The sequence below is a fragment of the Lysobacter enzymogenes genome (genome assembly GCF_017168095.1).
Lineage (GTDB): Bacteria > Pseudomonadota > Gammaproteobacteria > Xanthomonadales > Xanthomonadaceae > Lysobacter > Lysobacter enzymogenes_D.
The window spans coordinates 1-14,835 of the sequence record NZ_LXSD01000314.1 but is presented as its reverse complement, the minus strand read 5'-3'; the positions used below and the strand labels follow the sequence as shown (position 1 = coordinate 14,835).

Here is a 14,835-nt window from a genome sequence, read left to right as displayed (position 1 = left end):
CCGGCGCGGCGCCGGCGCCGCGGCTCAGCGCGCCTGGCGCTTCACGCAGCGGCGCAGCGTTTCGCGCGCGGCACCGCCGCCGGTCCAGGCGATCTTGACCAGCGACTTGCCGTCCTGGGCGACTTCGAAGTCCTGGGTTTCCTCGAACGCGCCCAGCGCAGCGTCGATCGACGGCACCACGAAGACGATGGCGCCGAGGCGTTCGGCGGGGTTGTAGTAGTTCAGCGCCGGCACCGTGCTCGGCGGCGCCTTGGGCTGGAGCAAGGTCATGCGCACGGTCTGCAGCGATGCGGGCTTGGGCACGTCGCTGCCCCAGAAGGTCAGCGTCGCGCCCTTGAAGCCCTCGCCCGGGCCCATGATCCGGACCACGCCCTGGCGGTTGGAGAACATCGCCGCGCAGGAGCCGTTGCCGCCGTCGCCGGGAAAGAAATCCCAGCGCCCTTCGACCAGGCGCCGGAACTGCGGGTCGCTGTCGATGCGCTGGCGCTCGTCGAGCTTGCGCTGGGCGTCGAGGAAGGCCTGGCTGACCGCGGCGAAGGCTTCGCCGACCTTGATCTGCATCGGATCCGGCGCCGGCTTCGACGCGCCTTGCGCCGCTCCGGCCGCGGCGCGGTCCACGCACAAAGGCATCGCCGCGATGCCCTGGCCGCCGGGGCTCATGCCGACCACGTCGCGGCCCGGGCCGGGGCCGTTGCAGGGGTAAGCGCCCTGCGCGTGGGCGCCGGCGGCGAGCAGGTGCAGGCCGGCGGCGGCGAGGCGGGCGAGCGTGCGGCGAGGCCGCGGCGTCGGCGAGGCGTGGGTCATGGCGGCGCAGTGAGGGAAGGGCGCCGCTAGCATTGGCAATCGTGACGCGTCCGTCAATTTCGCCTGCAGCCGGGCGCCGGGCGCGCCGCGGGCAGGACTTCCGGGACGGGCCGGCGCGGGCGCCGTGGCTATAGTGGCCGGACCCTCCCATCGAGATCGTGCCGTGGCCAAGTCGCGCATTGCGTTGTTCGCGTTGTTGGCGGTGTCCACCGCGTCGCTGGGCGCCGTGCACGGCATCCAGCCGGACGATATCGATCGCAACGCCAAACCTTGCGAGGATTTCTTCGCTTACGCCAACGGCGCGTGGCGGCAGCGCAATCCGATCCCCGACTACATGGACCGCTGGAGCCGGCGCTGGCAATCGGGCGAGCTCAACAAGGAGCGGGTGCGCGACATCCTGACCGAACTGTCGGCGCGGCAGGATTGGCCCAAGGGCAGCGCCGGGCAACTGGCCGGCGATTTCTATGCGGCGTGCATGGACGAATCGGCGGCGAACGCGCGCGCGGCGGAGCCGTTGCGGCCGTGGCTGGCGCAGATCGACGCGGTCGCCGACCGCGCCGGATTGCAGCGCGAGATCGCGCGCTTGAACGACATCGGCATCGCCGCGCCGTTCGCGATCCTGGCCGCCGAGGATCCGCGCGAGCCGACGCGCACCATCGCCCATCTCCAGGCCGGCGGCCTCGGCCTGCCGGACCGCGACTATTACCTCAAGCCCGAGCCGCGCTTCGCCGAGGCGCGCACGCGCTACCTCGCCCACGTCGCGAAGGTGTTCGAACTGGCCGGCGCGCCGGCCGCGGACGCCGCGCGCGATGCGCAGGCGGTGTTCGAGTTCGAAACGCGCCTGGCGCAGGCCTCGCTGGACAACGTGCAACTGCGCGATCCCAAGCGGCAGGACAACCCGACCACGTTCGCCGGCTTGTCCAAGCTTGCGCCGGGCTTCGACTGGGGCGCGTACTTCGACCGCGCCGGGTTGCCGCGGGTGGCGCTCAACGTGTCCGAGCCGGCGTTCCTGCGCCAGTTCGACAAGGAACTCACCGGCGCGCCGCTGCCGCAGTGGAAGGCGTATCTGCGCTGGCACCTGCTCAGTACCGCGGCCGATACGCTGTCGCAACCGTTCGTCGACGAGAACTTCGCCTTCAACGGCAAGTTCCTCACCGGCGCCACCCAGATCAAGCCGCGCTGGAAGCGCTGCGCCGAACTCGCCGACGCCCAGCTTGGCGATGCGTTGGGGCGCAAGTACGTCGAGAAATATTTCCCGCCGCAGGCCAAGGCGCGCATGCAGGAGATGGTCGAGAACATCCTCGCGGCGATGGACGACACCATCGGCGAGCTCGACTGGATGGACGCGCAGACCAAGCGCAAGGCCTTGGAGAAGCGTTCCACCTTCGTCGCCAAGCTCGGCTACCCGGACCGGTTCAAGGACTACGCCGGCGTCGCGGTGAGCCGCGCTTCGGCCTGGGACAATCGGGTCGCGACCTCGCGCTGGAACGTCGCCGACGACCGCCGCCTGGTCGGCAAGCCGACCGACCGCGGCCGCTGGGGCATGACCCCGCCGACCTCGAACGCGTACTACAACCCGCTGCAGAACGAGATCGTGTTCCCGGCCGGCATCCTGCAGCCGCCGGCGTTCGACGTCGACGCCACCGACGCGGTCAACTACGGCGCCATCGGCGTGGTGATCGGCCACGAGATCAGTCACGGCTTCGATGACCAGGGCGCGCAGTTCGACGCGCAAGGCCGGTTGAAGAACTGGTGGACGCCGGCCGACGGCAAGCAGTTCGCCGCCAAGGGCCAGTGCGTGGTCGACCAGTTCGAGGGCTATTTCATCGAGCCCGGCCTGCACCACAACGGCAAGCTGGTGCTGGGCGAATCCATCGGCGACCTCGCCGGCGCCAAGATCGCCTACCGCGCATACTTGAAATCGCGCGAAGGCAAGGGCCCGGAACCGACCCTGGACGGCTTCACCCCCGAGCAGCAGTTCTTCATCGCCTGGGGCCAGTTCCGCGGCGACGAAACCCGCCCGGAAACCCAGCGCACGATGATCCAGGGCGACCCGCATCCGGTCGCGAAGTACCGCGTCAACGGGCCGCTGTCGAACCTGCCGGCGTTCCAGCAGACGTTTCAGTGCAAGGCGGGCGATGCGATGGTGCGGGCGAAGGAGCAGCGCTGCGAGGTGTGGTGAGGGCGCTGCTGGCCGCGATGCCCGGCTCGATCGAGCCGGGCGTTACGGGGCGCGTGAGCGGGGCGATCAAGCTCAGCTCGGCTGCGGTTTCGGTGGTGAAGCCTGCTGCGGCATTCCGTGCACTCTTGGCGCCGCCCGCGACGTTCGTTGTCCGTGAAGATCCACGCCGGCACGGGCAACCCGGCGTTAACCGCTTCGGCCGCAGTCTGCGCAAGCCCCGGGCAGGAATATCGCTGGCCCGTCATGAGGATCGCCGCATGAACGCACGCACGTCCGATTCAGATCGCAAGCAGTCCCAGCGCGATTCAGCCAACGGCGGCGATGCCGATGCCGGGCCGCCGCACGGGCAGGGCCATCAGCCCTTGCCCGGGGAGACCGCGCCGCATGGCGTGGGCGCGCAGCGCAAGCGGGTGGAGAATGCCGATTTGCCGCCCGGCAAAGGGCACCAGCCGCTGCCGGGCGAAGACCCGCCGTCCAAGCGTCGCGGCGACTGATTCGCGATTGGGCGCATCGACGACGCAAGCGCCGCCGCGCACGCCGGCGCGCGCGTGAGCGATCACGTCCTGTGAACTGAGTCGTTATCGCGGCTCGCATCTGCGGCGAAAATCGAGCCTCCGCCAGTTGGGAGCATGAGATGAAATCACCTCGTTACGCCATCGCGCTCGCGCTGTTGCTGCCGGTCGTCGCCACCGCCGCGACGGTCACCGTCAGCGGCCATGGCCAAAGTTACGACCCCGGCATCGCGCTGCAGGACGCACGCGACGACGCCGTCGCCAAGTGCGCCGCCCAGGGCGGCACGCCTGTGGCGGAGGTCTACAACCATGTGACCCGCGCCAATCTGTGGCTGGCCGATTCGATCTGGCGTTGTGAGGTGCCTTAATCGCGGAACGGCGGTCCGCGTCAGCGCTTGACCGCGAACACCCCGTCCAACGCCAGCTCCGCTTTGAATCCGGATTTTTCCAGGCGCTTGGCCACTTCGCGCGGCACATCGCGCCCGGTGGTCAGCTTGTTCGGGCTGCCGGTGTAGTGGAACAGGCGGCCGCCGCGGCGCAGCACGCGCGCGAGGTGGGCGTAGAAGCTCTGCGAATACAGTTCGCCGGCGATGCCGAAGCGCGGCGGGTCGTGCAGCACGGCGTCGTATTCGGCCGTCGCCAGGCCGGCGATGGCCTGGGAGACGTCGCCGTGGTTCAGGCGCAGGCGGCCGGCGTGCTCGGGCGCGTCGGGGTCGGGCGACCACGGGTTGAGCGTGCGCAGCCACAGCACGCTGGGGTTCTTCTCGAACGATTCGATGCGCGCGGCGCCGGCGTCGAGGCAGCAGGCGGCGAAATAGCCCAGGCCGCCGCAGGTGTCGAGCACGGCCTTGCCGCGCGGCTGGATCAGCGCGACCTTGGTTCGCGCGTCCTCGAGCGGCGAGGTCTTGGACGTGGGCAGCATCTTGATGCCGTCGATCTCGAAGGTCGGCGCGCCCCACGCCGTCGGCACCAGCTTGATCAGCGAGCCGGCGAAGCGCGAGACCGCGGCGTAGTCTTCGCCGTCCCAGTAGTAGACGGTGCGGTCCTTGAGCGCGGCCGGATAGGGATAGCGCTGGCCGCACCATTCCCAGGCGTCTTCGTGCAATTGCGCCTGGCCCTGGCTGCGGCCCAGGTCGAGCGAGCCGCTCCACGCGGGCTGGCCGGCCGCGCGCGCGGCGCGCAGGGCTTCGGCGTCGGGGCGGGTGAGCAGGGGGCCTGAGTAATGCGGCACGGCGGGCGATCCGGTTCGGCGGTGGGCGCGGAGGCGGAAGCATAAGGGCCGCGGGCCGATATCTCGACCCGCGGCGGTGCAGCGCCCGCTCAATCGGCGCGCATCAACCGGGCAAATCGCCGAACACCTCGCCGATGCGGCGGGCGATGTGCGCGCCGTGCGTGGCCAGGGCGAAGTGGCCGGCGTCGAGCAGTTCCACCTGCGCGTCGGGATTGTCGCGGCGATAGGCCTGCGCGCCCGGCGGGATGAAGAACGGATCGTGCCGGCCCCAGATCACCAGGGTCGGCACCCGGCGTTCGCGGAAGAACTGCTGGAAGCGCGGATACAGCGGCAGGTTGTTGGCGTAGTCCAGGGTCAGGTCGAGCTGGATGTCGGCGTTGCCGGGGCGCTGCATCAGCAGGTAGTCCAGGTGATAGGCCTCCGGCGCGACCAGGCTGGGGTCGGGCTCGCCGTTCTCGTACTGCCAGCGGGTCGCCTCCAGCGACAGGAACTGGCGCAGTGCTTCGCGATTCTCGGCGCTCGGGTCGGCCCAGTACCGGCGCATCGGATCCCAGGCCTCGCCCAGGCCTTCCAGGTAGGCGTTGCCGTTCTGCGAGATCAGCCCGGCCACGCGCTCGGGCTTGGCCAGGGCCAGGCGCAGGCCGGTCGGGGCGCCGTAGTCGAACACGTACAGCACGTAGCGCTGCAGGTTCAGCGCGTCGACGAAGGCTTCCAGGGTGCGGCCGAGATTGTCGAAGTTGTAGACGTAGCCGCGCTGCTCGGGCACTTCGGTGAAGCCGAAGCCGGGCAGGTCGGGGGCGACGAGGTGGAAGCGGTGGGCGAGCTTGTCGATCAGCTCGCGGAACATCAGCGAACTGGTCGGGAAGCCGTGCAGCAGCAACAGGGTCGGGGCGGTCGGATCGCCGGCCTCGCGATAGAAGACGCGCACGCCGTCGGCGTCGGCGTAGCGGTGGTGGACCGGGTAGTGGGTGGACGGCATGGGGAGGCTCCTGGGAGTTTTGTAACCTTGATTCGAAATGAATAAAGGTTACGAAAAGCCTAGGCTTGCCTTTTGTAACTTGTCAATAGTTATTTTTACGGTTACATTTTTGGCTCAGAGGACACCGCCCGATGACCACGCCGACCCCCACCGACTGGCCCCCGCTGATCGCCGGCCAACCTGCGCTGGACTTGCTCAACACGCTGACGCTCGAGGACGGCGCGTCGGTCGAGCACCTGGGCGACGATGTCGCCGCGGCGGCTTGGTTGAGCCGTCTGACCGGCATCGCGCAGGCGCCGCAGCCGCAACTGGCCGAGCGCGCGCGCGAACTGCGCGAGGCGATCCGTGCGGCGGTGCAGGCGCGCAAACAGGAGCGGCCGGTGGATCTGGCGCCGTTGAACGCGCTGTTGGCGCGCATGCACAGTCACTTGGTGCTGGAGCCGGGCGCGGACGGCGTGGCGATGCGGCGCGCGGCGGTCGGCGATCCCGCATGGCTGGCGCTGGCGCCGCTCGGCGAAGCGGCGGCGCAGTTGCTGGCGCAGCTGGATTTCGCGCTGGTGCGGCAGTGCGAACACAGCGAGTGCGTGCTGTGGTTCCACGACACGACCAAATCGCACCGGCGCCGCTGGTGCAGCATGGCGCTGTGCGGGAACCGGCATAAGGTCAGCGAGTTCCGCAAGCGGAGAGGTGGGTGAGCGGCGGCGTTTCGACAGGCGGGTTTTGTCGCGGTGAAGCCCTGGATGCCCGCCTTCGCGGGCATGACGGTAGGTGGGGTTCGCGGACTGGCTGGTACGACCGCAGGAGCGCGCGGTTGCGGGCCGGCAAATCGGCACGACAGCGCGACGACGCGGCCGCAGGACGGAGACGGCAGGACGGCAGGACGGCAGGACGGCAGGACGGCAGGACGGCAGGACGGCAGGACGGCAGAGCATCTTGCGGCACTGCTTGCCGAAGCTTCACGCCGCGAAGGCGGGGGATTCGAAGCCGTCCTGATCGAGCGAAAATCGCCCGGAAATCAGCGCTGAACCGCGCCGGCGCCGCCCGGCTTTGCCGCTCCAGTCCATCGGCCCACCCAAACCAACGGCCCAGGACACGCCGCGTCAGCCTGCGCTAGTCTCGGCGGTTTCCACCGGGGACCGCACCACCCATGAAACTCTCCCGCCTCAGCCTGACCCTGGCGCTCGCCGCCGCGCTGGCCGCTCCTTCCGCATTCGCCGCCGGCTCGGCCAAGGGCAAGCCCGTGCTCGGCGACTTCGGCGTCGACCTGACCGCGCGCGACACCAGCGTCAAGCCCGGCGACGATTTCAACCGCTACGTCAGCGGTCATTGGCTGGCGACTTACCAGCTGAAGGACTACGAGACCTCCTACGGTTCGTTCAACAAGCTGCGCGACGATTCCGAAGCCGACGTGCACGCGATCATCGACGAGCTGGCCAAGCAGAAGAACCTGCCCGCCGGCAGCGAGAAGCAGAAGCTGCGCGACTACTACGCCAGCTATATGGACCGCGCCGCGCGCGACGCCGCCGGGATCGCGCCGTTGCAGCCGGTGCTGGACAAGATCGCCAAGATCGACTCGGCCGGCGCGCTGATCGCCGCCTTCGGCGACGCCGACCTGGACGGCACCAGCGCGCCGCTGCGCTTCGGCGTCGACCTGGACCGCAAGGACCCGGACCAGTACCTGGTCGGCCTGCGCGTCGGCGGCCTGGGCCTGCCGGACCGCGATTACTACCTCAACCCGGACGCGCGCTTCGTCGGCATCCGCACCGCCTATCTCGCCCACATCGAGCGCATGCTCGGCTTCGCCGGCATCAAGGACGCCAAGGCGCGCGCGCAGGCTGTGCTGGACCTGGAAGCCGCGCTGGCCAAGCCGCAGTGGGAACGCGCGCAGCTGCGCAACCGCGACAAGACCTACAACGTCGCAAGCTTCGCCGAGCTGGGCAAGCAGTATCCGGGCTACGACTGGGCCGCGCAGCTCAAGGCGCAGGGCCTGCCGCCGGTCGACAAGGTCAACGTCGCCACGCCGAGCGCGGTGCAGCCGGTGATCGACACGGTCGCCAAGACCCCGCTGCCGGTGTGGCGCGATTACCTGGCCTTCCACGCGGTGCGCAACAACGCCGGCCTGCTCAGCCGCGAGATCGACGACGCCGCGTTCGCCTTCAACGGCACCGTGCTCAGCGGCCAGAAGGCCCAGCGCGACGACTGGAAGCGCGCGGTCGCCACCGTCACCGGCAGCGAAGGCCTCGGCGATGCGATGGGCAAGCTGTACGTGGAGCGCCACTTCTCGCCGCAGGCCAAGGCGGCGATGCAGCAGCTGGTGGAGAACCTGCGCAAGGCGCTGCGCGCCAACATCGAGAAGATCGACTGGATGGGCGCGGACACCAAGGCTGAGGCCTACCGCAAGCTCGACAGCTTCCGGCCCAAGGTCGGCTATCCGGACAAGTGGCGCGACTACTCCAGCGTGACCATCGTCGCCGGCGACCTGATGGCCAACACGCTGCAGATGCGCCGCTACCAGCGCGCCGACCAGGTGCGCCGGGTCGGCACCCGCACCGACCGCGACGAGTGGTTCATGACCCCGCAGACGGTCAACGCCTACTACAACTCGACCTTCAACGAGATCGTGTTCCCGGCCGGCATCCTGCAGGCGCCGTTCTTCGACCTCAACGCCGATGCGGCGGTGAACTACGGCGGCATCGGCGCGGTGATCGGCCACGAGATGGGCCACGGCTTCGACGACCAGGGCAGCAAGTCCGACTACGCCGGCATCCAGCGCAACTGGTGGACCGACCAGGACCGCAGCCGCTTCGAGCAGCTGACCAAGGCGCTGGGCGCGCAGTACGACGCGTTCTGCCCGCTGCCGGGCCAGTGCGTCAACGGCCAGCTGACCATGGGCGAGAACATCGGCGACCTCGGCGGCGTGTCGATGGCCTATACCGCCTATCAACTGAGCCTGGGCGGCAAGCCGGCGGCGAAGATCGACGGCTACACCGGCGACCAGCGCTTCTTCCTGTCGTGGGGCCAGATCTGGAAGGGCAAGTACCGCGACGAGGCGCTGCTGAACCAGATCAAGACCAACCCGCATTCGCCGTCGCAGTTCCGCGCCAACGGGCCGCTGCGCAATTTCGACCCGTGGTACCAGGCGTTCGACGTGAAGCCGGGCGATGCGATGTATATCGCGCCGGAGCAGCGCGTGCGGATTTGGTGATGCGGATCTGGTGATGCGCATCGAGTGACGCGCATCGGATGATGCGGATGCGGTGAGGCGCGCTGTCCGCAGCGCGCCGGTGAGTTGAAGCGCGCGGCCGGCGGTTGCGGCCGTGCGCGGATGAGGGGCGGGTGCTTCGGCCGATTCGGCCGATTCGGCCGGGGGCCCGCCTTTCTTTTTGCGGGGTCTCGCGCGGTGGCGGTTGCGTCGTGGGCGAGCTGGCGCGGTCGCGGCTCGCGCCGCTGCTACAGGAAGCCCATGTGGGAGCGGCGCGAGCCGCGACCGCGAAAACCAAACGCCGGCGCCGCTAAACTCGCGCGATGGTTTACCTCGGCCTGTTCCTGATCGCCTTCATCGCCGCCACCTTGCTGCCGGCGCAGTCGGAAGCGGCGTTGGCCGCGGCGATCGCCAAGGGCTACGCGCCCTGGTTGCTGGTCGCCGTGGCCACGCTCGGCAATGTGCTCGGCTCCACGCTCAACTGGTGGCTGGGCCGCGAGTTGAACCGCTTCGGCGACCGCCGCTGGTTTCCGGTCAAGCCCGCGCAACTGGCGCGGGCGCGCGGCTGGTATGGGCGTTACGGGCGCTGGAGTCTGCTGCTGAGCTGGGCGCCGGTGATCGGCGATCCGCTGACCCTGGTCGCGGGGGTGATGCGCGAGCCGCTGCGGGTGTTCCTGGTATTGGTGGGGATCGCCAAGCTGACCCGCTATCTGGTGGTGGCGGCGATCGCCTTGCGCTGGGTTTGAAGCCCCGCGCCGCGGCGTCGGCCGGTTCTGCGGCCTAGCGACCCAGCGCGCGCAGTCATCGCGCGACCAGGCAGCTCACATCCAGCGACACCGACGCGCCGTTGGCCAGTTCGCCCAGGGTCACGCCCGCGCCCATCAGGTCGGCCACCGCGACCGTGGCGGCGGGACAGGCGGCACCGGCGCAAGGCACCGGATCGTTGCACGACAGCCCCGCCAGCGCGGCGTCGCGCACGACCGCGCCGGTCGCCGCATCCGGCCCGTTGTTGCTGACGCGGATGCGATAGGTGGACACCGCGCCGGCGACTACGCTGTCGTCGGCGAGGTCGCCCGGACCGCGGTCGGGCGTATTGGTCACCGCGACCGCGAGGTCGGAGCTGCTGGACCGGGTGTTGGTGAAGCTGCAGTCCAGATCGTCGTTGTCGGCCAGCGTCAGCGCGAACGAGGTGCCGTCGCCGCGCGGCGCCTGGCCGCCGGCGAGCGCGTTGGTGCAGGCGTAGGCGCTGCGGTAGCGGCGCAGGTCGGTGCCCGGAGCGCTGGCGGCCGCGGTTTCGCTCAGCACGTAGCGTCCCCCGCCGTTCGCGGCGACCAGCAGCGAGGGCGCCGAAGTAACTTGTGCGCCGCTGCCGGTGGTGGTCGCGCTCACCGCGCCGGACGGCGCCGGCGGCGCAATCGTCAGCGCGAACTGATCGCCGTCGGCGGCGCGGCCGCTGGCCGCGAAGGCCTTGTTCAAGCGGATGCGCGCGACGGGCAGGGCGCTGACCGAGATTTCGTCGTGCAGGGCGATGCGGGTGCGCGCGGAGCCGCGGGCCGAATCCGAGTCGGGGCGGTACAGGCCCCACTTGGGATAGCCGAAGGCGCCGGTGGCGGTGGGGTCCAGGGTGACGATGCCGGCGGCGGCGGCCCTGCGGGTGAAGCCCGCTTCGCCGGGCAGGCGCAGGTCGGCGGTGAAGTAGCCGGTCGGGGTATCGGCCCACAGCACGTCGATGCGCAGGTCGATCCAGGCGTTGTCGTAGGGACGGATGTCGTTGATGAGAACGGCCTGGGTGTTGGCATAGCGCAATATCAACTGATTGCGCCTGACCCCGACGAACATGTCGGGCCCGCCCTGGGTGTGCTTGAACTGCCAGACGATGTCCACCGACGCGATGCTTCCCGCCGTGTAATCCTCCCAGTCCTTCAGCATCAGGCTGAAGGCGTAACGACGGTGGTCGCCGCTGCGGTATCTGGTCGGCAGCGTCCTCAACGCGGCGCTTTCGCTGCGCGGCTTGCCGTCGGAGACGTAGGCCGGATCGTCCAGCACCACCTTGTGGCCGATCGCGTAGCGGCCCGCGCGCGCGGTTTCGCTGACGAAGACGGCGTCGGGCGCGCTGGCGTCGCTGGCGTCGAGGTCGGCGATGCCCGAGTCGATCGTCCCCGATTCGTAGTCGACGTGCAGCAGCGGCGTCTGCGCCCGGGCGGTCGCGAGCGCGCCGGCGAACACCAGCGCAAGCGCGGCGGCGGTCGCGAAGGCGTGGCGCGGCGCGTTGCGCGCAGGCGCCTTGGACGAGGCGGGAAGGAGATTCGGCATGGCTCGGCTCGGCTGCAGGACAGGCGGCGGGCGGCGGGCGTCCTGCCGGTCGCGTTCGCCGCAGCTTAGCAAACCGGCCGCCCGCGGGAACACGGAAAATCGCCTGTTTCCAGCGCGTTTTTCGCGGTTTTCCGCTGCGCCGCCGCGGCCGAAGGCGGTGGGTGAGAACGAAAGGCGCATCCAGTGCGTGCCGATGCTTCATTCCGTATGCAGTCCGCCGTTGCCGGCGCTCCCCGGCCGGGCGTGCCTGTGTGCGGCCCGGCACGCACGGCGGTGCTAAAATCCGGCGCATCGCTGCAACTACGAGCCGCCGCCATGAGCACTGCCACTGCCTTCTACCCCATCGGCACCCCCGGCCAGCCCTGGGGGGCCGCGGAGATCGCGCAATGGCGTTCGCGCCAGGTCCGCCACCGCAGCTATTTCGAGGAAGTGGCCAGCGTCATCGAGCGCCTGGGCGAGCGTTACGAGAAGATCCAGTACGGCGAGCTCGACTACGGCGACGACGGCCGCTTCCCGCTGTTCGCGCTGAAGAGCCGCAACTGGAACGAATCGCTGCCGACGATGCTGGTCACCGGCGGCGTGCACGGCTACGAAACCAGCGGCGTGCACGGCGCGCTGCTGTTCCTGGACCAGGACGCCGGCGCCTATGCCGGCCGCATCAACCTGCTGGTGGCGCCGTGCGTGAGTCCGTGGGCGTACGAGCGCATCCACCGCTGGAATCCCGAGGCGATCGACCCGAACCGCTCGTTCCGCGACGACAGCCCGGCCGGCGAGTCGGCCGCGCTGTGGGCGCTGGCGGCGCCGCTGCGCGACGCCACGCTGATGCACATCGACCTGCACGAGACCACCGACACCGACGAGACCGAGTTCCGTCCGGCGTTGGCCGCGCGCGACGGCAAGCCCTACCAGCCGGGCGAGATTCCCGACGGTTTCTATCTGGTCGGCGACAGCGAAGACCCGCAACCGCAGTTCCAGCAGGCGATCATCGCCGAGGTCGAGAAGGTCACCCATATCGCCCCGGCCGACGCCCGCGGCGAGATCATCGGCTCGCCCGTGGTCGCGCGCGGCGTCATCGATTACCCGGTGCGCGAACTCGGCCTGTGCGCCGGCATCACCCGCGCGCGCTACCGCACCACCACCGAGGTCTATCCCGACAGCCCGCGCGCGACGCCGCAGCAGTGCAACCAGGCCCAGGCCGCGGCGGTGCGCGCGGCGATCGACTTCGCCCTGGCGCGGGGTTGAGCCGATGAAGACGCGCGCGCTCGCGGCGATGCTCGCATTGGCGGTGCTGGCTGGCGCGAGCGCTTGCGCGCCGCAGCCGCCCGACGGGCCGGTCGAATCCTTGCGCAACGCCAAGCCGGTGCGCGGCGATGTCGCGTTCTATCTGGCGGCCGACGGCGACACCGCCGGCGCGCGGACGTTCCCGGTGCTGCGCCCTTACCCGGGCCAGCCGGCGCAAGTGGCGGTGAAGCCGGTGCCGGTGATCGCGCGCGGCCAGGTCGCCCTGGTCGCGCTGAGCGTCGACGAAAGCGGCCAGAGCGCGCTGGACCTGCAATTGACCGAGCCCGGCGCGCAGCGACTGGCCCAGGTCACCCGCGACAACGTCGGCAAGCGCCTCGCCGTGGTGGTCGGCGCGATGGCGGTGAACGTGGCGACGATCCAGGGCGAAATCCCCGGTGGGCGCTTGCGCGTGAGCGGCCTGGACATGGCCGACGCGGAGGCATTCGAGCGCGAGCTGGTGGTCGCCAAGTAAGGCCGGCGGCGCGCGACGGCAGGCGTCGGCGTCAAGACGGCCGCTGCAGCCCCGAGGAGCGATAGAAGCGATCCAGTTCGCGCGTGCCGGCCAGGCGCAGCTTCGGCAGCGCGATGCGCTCGAACATTTCGCGATTGCGCCTGCGGCCGGCCGGCGTGGCGAACACAATGTGGTGGATCATCTCCCAGCGCACGCGGCTTTTGGCGCCTTCCAGCCCGCCGCGGCGCTCGCGCTCGAACCAGGCGCGGCGGACATAGCGCAGCAGGCTGGTCGCGGTCGCCGCGTCGAGCAGGATGAGCCCGGTCGCGCGCTCCAGGCGCTGCGGCAGGCAGCGCGTGTAGTTGCCGTCGATGACCCACGCCGGCGCGCCGATCGCGCGGTCGTGCAGGGCGACGAACTCCGCTTCCGGGCGCGGGCGCCAATCGGTATGGGGCAGGTGATGGAGCCGGTCGAGATGCACCGCCGGCAGGCCGCGCGCGCGGGCGATGGCGTCGGCCAGGGTGGATTTGCCGCTGCCGGACGGCCCGAGGATGCAGATGCGCGGTCCGAGTTCGTCGAGGGTCATGCGGCGCGGCGCCGGTGCGCGTGCAGGCGCGCGGGAGACGGATGCGGCGACGATGCCGCTCGCGCCGATCCTGGCGGCGCGCCTGTCGCCGGCTTGGCGGTATCGGCGCTCAAGCCGTGGCCGCCCGGGCATCGATCGCCGCGGTCCAGGCCTGCAGCCAGTGCGAGTGCGCCGAACCGTCGGCCCAGTCCGGCTCGGCCGCGTCGCGGCTTTGCAACTGCAGCGGCCAGTCGCGGTACTCCACCGCGCCGGCGATCGCTTCGAGCTCGTCGAGTTCCAGGTCGTCTTCGTACAGCGCATCGAACAGCCGCGCCCACAGCCCGGCCTCGGTGCGCGCCAGGCATTCGACTTCGTCCGGCCTCTCGATACTGAAACGGACGAACTCCAATCCGTCGGGCCGCTCGCGCACGCCCAGCGCCCAGTCGTTCCAATCCCACAGCGGAATCAACACCGGCCCCGCCGGCACTTCGGCGCCGCGATAGACATACAACGGCGTGCCCGTCTGGCAGCGCCACAGCTGCGGATGCGGCAGCCGGCCTTCGGCCATCGCCAGCAGGGCCGGCGACAGCGGCAGTGCGCGCAGGCGCGCGAGGCGTTCGGATTCGGCGACGACGTTCATGGCGGCGGATCGGCGGCGGGCGACGACTATAAATCGCGGCTGCGCGAGAGAGCCAGCGCGGCCCGCGCGCAGCGAGCGGCGCTCGTCCGGGCGCGCGTGCCGGCCAATACGGTGTCGCGGTGACTGCGGCATGCGCGGCAGTGCTCGGGCGCTCGCGGTGGTTCTAATGCGTCCCTGCGTCCCGCATGGGGCGCGAACGAACGGCCGGACGCCGTCGGCGCCGCGCGTTGCGATTCCCCGGTCCGATAGGCCGTCCGGCGCGCCGGCCGCAGCGATGCGGCGTCGATGTGAACGCGGCGGCCGTGCGGCGAAGGCCGGGGCGGCGGCGACCGCGCGATCCGCAGACGTTTCACAAAAGTCTGAACGGGCGGCCGCGGCGCCGGGCTCGCCGCTGCGGCGCCGATACGCTGGCGACGGTCGCGAACGGACCGATATCATCGCCGACCGGTACCCCGGGCCGGCACGACCCCATCCACCCCGCAGCGGGCGCTGGGGGCGGCCGCGAACCGGGTTCCTCAGGGGGATGTCGGATGCACGGTTTGGCTCAGGGTTGGGCTTGGAAGGTCTGGATCGGCGCCGGCTTCGCCGCATTGGTGGCGGCGGTGCCGTGGTCGCGCGCGCCGGCGGCCCGGCCTGCGGTGCAGGCGGCGACGGTGGCGCAGGACGCCGGGCCGA

General features: G+C 70.5%; 15 protein-coding genes. 8 read left to right on the top strand and 7 right to left on the bottom strand.

Annotated features, from left to right (window positions below; genetic code table 11):
* Positions 1 to 24: 24 nt before the first annotated feature.
* A complete protein-coding gene (locus A7A76_RS11045; RefSeq protein WP_206411233.1) occupies positions 25 to 804 on the bottom strand; it encodes a hypothetical protein in 780 nt (259 codons plus the stop codon).
* Positions 805 to 967: 163 nt separating this feature from the next.
* Between A7A76_RS11045 and A7A76_RS11040 the strand changes: the two genes are divergently transcribed.
* From A7A76_RS11040 to A7A76_RS11030, 3 genes are all read left to right on the top strand, one after another.
* Complete coding sequence (locus tag A7A76_RS11040; protein WP_206411232.1) at positions 968 to 2,986, top strand: M13-type metalloendopeptidase; 2,019 nt, start codon at positions 968 to 970, stop codon at positions 2,984 to 2,986.
* Positions 2,983 to 3,480, top strand: a complete 498-nt coding sequence (locus A7A76_RS11035) for a hypothetical protein (protein ID WP_206411231.1) — start codon at positions 2,983 to 2,985, stop codon at positions 3,478 to 3,480. The genes A7A76_RS11040 and A7A76_RS11035 overlap by 4 nt, the downstream gene beginning before the upstream one ends.
* Positions 3,481 to 3,620: 140 nt before the next feature.
* Positions 3,621 to 3,866, top strand: coding sequence for a hypothetical protein (locus A7A76_RS11030; RefSeq protein ID WP_206411230.1), 246 nt, complete (start codon positions 3,621 to 3,623; stop codon positions 3,864 to 3,866).
* Positions 3,867 to 3,886: 20 nt separating this feature from the next.
* Here A7A76_RS11030 and A7A76_RS11025 read toward each other — a convergent pair whose 3' ends face one another.
* Together A7A76_RS11025 and A7A76_RS11020 are read right to left on the bottom strand one after the other, a co-directional pair.
* Entirely contained in the window at positions 3,887 to 4,729 is an 843-nt protein-coding gene (locus A7A76_RS11025) for a class I SAM-dependent methyltransferase (RefSeq protein ID WP_206411229.1), read from the bottom strand.
* Between the two features lie 103 nt (positions 4,730 to 4,832).
* Entirely contained in the window at positions 4,833 to 5,708 is an 876-nt protein-coding gene (locus A7A76_RS11020) for an alpha/beta fold hydrolase (RefSeq protein WP_206411228.1), read from the bottom strand.
* Positions 5,709 to 5,839: 131 nt separating this feature from the next.
* On the opposite strand from A7A76_RS11020, the gene A7A76_RS11015 reads away from it, so the two are divergent.
* Positions 5,840 to 6,403: a CGNR zinc finger domain-containing protein gene (locus A7A76_RS11015; RefSeq protein ID WP_206411227.1), complete on the top strand. Its 564-nt coding sequence runs from the start codon at positions 5,840 to 5,842 to the stop codon at positions 6,401 to 6,403.
* 261 nt (positions 6,404 to 6,664) lie between these two features.
* Here the strand turns inward: A7A76_RS11015 and A7A76_RS11010 are convergent, their stop codons facing one another.
* Complete coding sequence (locus tag A7A76_RS11010; RefSeq protein WP_206411226.1) at positions 6,665 to 6,802, bottom strand: hypothetical protein; 138 nt, start codon at positions 6,800 to 6,802, stop codon at positions 6,665 to 6,667.
* Between the two features lie 53 nt (positions 6,803 to 6,855).
* On the opposite strand from A7A76_RS11010, the gene A7A76_RS11005 reads away from it, so the two are divergent.
* Positions 6,856 to 8,913: a M13 family metallopeptidase gene (locus A7A76_RS11005; protein WP_206411225.1), complete on the top strand. Its 2,058-nt coding sequence runs from the start codon at positions 6,856 to 6,858 to the stop codon at positions 8,911 to 8,913.
* 320 nt (positions 8,914 to 9,233) lie between these two features.
* A complete protein-coding gene (locus A7A76_RS11000; protein ID WP_206411224.1) occupies positions 9,234 to 9,656 on the top strand; it encodes a YqaA family protein in 423 nt (140 codons plus the stop codon).
* A 55-nt stretch (positions 9,657 to 9,711) separates the two neighbouring features.
* On the opposite strand, the gene A7A76_RS10995 is transcribed toward A7A76_RS11000, so the two are convergent.
* Positions 9,712 to 11,223, bottom strand: coding sequence for a heparin lyase I family protein (locus A7A76_RS10995; RefSeq protein WP_206411223.1), 1,512 nt, complete (start codon positions 11,221 to 11,223; stop codon positions 9,712 to 9,714).
* A gap of 315 nt (positions 11,224 to 11,538) precedes the next feature.
* On the opposite strand from A7A76_RS10995, the gene A7A76_RS10990 reads away from it, so the two are divergent.
* Entirely contained in the window at positions 11,539 to 12,465 is a 927-nt protein-coding gene (locus A7A76_RS10990) for a M14 family metallopeptidase (protein WP_206411222.1), read from the top strand.
* A gap of 4 nt (positions 12,466 to 12,469) precedes the next feature.
* Positions 12,470 to 12,976, top strand: a complete 507-nt coding sequence (locus A7A76_RS10985; protein ID WP_206411221.1) for a SecDF P1 head subdomain-containing protein — start codon at positions 12,470 to 12,472, stop codon at positions 12,974 to 12,976.
* A gap of 31 nt (positions 12,977 to 13,007) precedes the next feature.
* Here the strand turns inward: A7A76_RS10985 and A7A76_RS25595 are convergent, their stop codons facing one another.
* Both A7A76_RS25595 and A7A76_RS10975 read right to left on the bottom strand, forming a co-directional pair.
* On the bottom strand, positions 13,008 to 13,541 hold the full coding sequence (locus A7A76_RS25595) for an AAA family ATPase (protein WP_241200866.1): 534 nt from the start codon (positions 13,539 to 13,541) through the stop codon (positions 13,008 to 13,010).
* Positions 13,542 to 13,650: 109 nt separating this feature from the next.
* Positions 13,651 to 14,160: a hypothetical protein gene (locus A7A76_RS10975; RefSeq protein ID WP_206411220.1), complete on the bottom strand. Its 510-nt coding sequence runs from the start codon at positions 14,158 to 14,160 to the stop codon at positions 13,651 to 13,653.
* Between the last annotated feature and the right edge of the window lie 675 nt (positions 14,161 to 14,835).